At 38.0% G+C, this 1,419-nt stretch carries 2 protein-coding genes; both read right to left on the reverse strand.

Going from position 1 to position 1,419, the window contains the following annotated elements; translation table 11 throughout:
- A partial coding sequence (locus A1D16_RS08510) for a hypothetical protein (protein ID WP_290708935.1) occupies positions 1 to 235 on the reverse strand: 235 nt, incomplete at its 3' end.
- Between the two features lie 39 nt (positions 236 to 274).
- The coding region (locus A1D16_RS08515) for a hypothetical protein (protein ID WP_290708936.1) at positions 275 to 1,419 on the reverse strand (1,145 nt) is incomplete at its 5' end.

Consider the following 1,419-nt stretch of genomic DNA (forward strand, 5'->3'; position numbering starts at 1 on the left):
GTTGCTTATCCTGCCGTTGAAAGGGTAAATTAACTTTATCAATGATATAAAGAAATTCACCGTCTCCATATCGTGAAATAGAGGCTTTATCTGCAATTATTTTATCCAGGGTTGCATCAATTGATAAAACTTTGGGGAGAGGAATAATCTTTATTACCAGTGGATAAATCCCACTTAAAAGTTTCTTTGCAACTTTACGGCCAAATTTAAATGCTTTTCCGTATCTGATATTCATGCTACTATCTTGGTTATAATACTTTCAAAGCCTGGAGATTTATCCCTTTGCTATAAGTTCACCGAGTTCATCGGATGTTACAAATTCAACTTCAGGATACGCATCGATTGTGTTCTTCAATAATCTATCCAGTAAGGCAAGATTTTCAGTTCTGTTTTTTTCATTGAGTCCGCCCATGTAGTTAAGCCGGTGTGTTGACACTATTGCGGGCTTTTTCATTCTGAAAGCAGCTTTTATGTAGGCCAGGGCATTTGCAAAATGGGTTACTTTATCGGACTGGGTGGAAGGCTCAAAAAATACATTTCTTACCAGGTAAGTTTGTCCAAATTGATTTCTTTCTCCCAGAGAATGATAGACCGGGTTTATTTTTCCATTTGGTTTTTCAGGCGATTTTTGATACCGCCCACCCTGTATAAACTGTACACCTTTTTCATAAACAGCTTTTTCTATTTCCGTATTCCAGGTGTATACGGGGGCAATAAATGATTTGGAGTAAAATCCAAAAACCTGCTTAAAGAGTTCCGCACCTTCATTGAAAGATGCAGCTATTTTCTGTAATTGACCTTCATTTCTGAAACTGGCGGTAACAACTAAATCATTAAAGGCCGAGCCTGCCTGTTTAGCAGGAATGCCAACCATTTCGACCGCAAATGCATCAAGCACATTTCTATCACCGTTTCTCAATCTTTCCATCCAATAAGAAACATTATAATGTTCTCGTCCATGATACTGAGGCCAAAATACTTTGTCCGATATCCCGTTCATCCAATAATTCCATATTTCATTATCCTTGTGATACCGGTGATAGGTTTCGGTAAATAATTCAAAATGGTATTCGGTAAAGGAGGAATTTTCAATTTTCTCAAAATCAGGATTCGTCAGTATTGTATTTGCAGTAAAAACAGCAGGCCGGTTATTTGCATCTCTATGCTTGACTAAAACTCCGAATAAAGCGTCCAGATCCTGTTTTGACTCTAGTTGATCAAATCGTTCAAAAGCACCTTTATCAACCGGGTAGCCCTGTTTTAGCAATTTAGTATAAGCAGCGTTATTCCTCATCCGGATACTTCCCCAATCGTCTGATTCTAACACCAACAGCTTACGTGTTGTACGCCAGCCTTTCAGGTTATGATAATAAGCGCCTAAATGTGATAGCACAGCTTCTATTTTGTTTTGTATATTTC

The organism is Flavihumibacter sp. CACIAM 22H1, from assembly GCF_001601815.1.
In the GTDB taxonomy this organism is placed as follows: Bacteria; Bacteroidota; Bacteroidia; order Chitinophagales; family Chitinophagaceae; genus Flavihumibacter.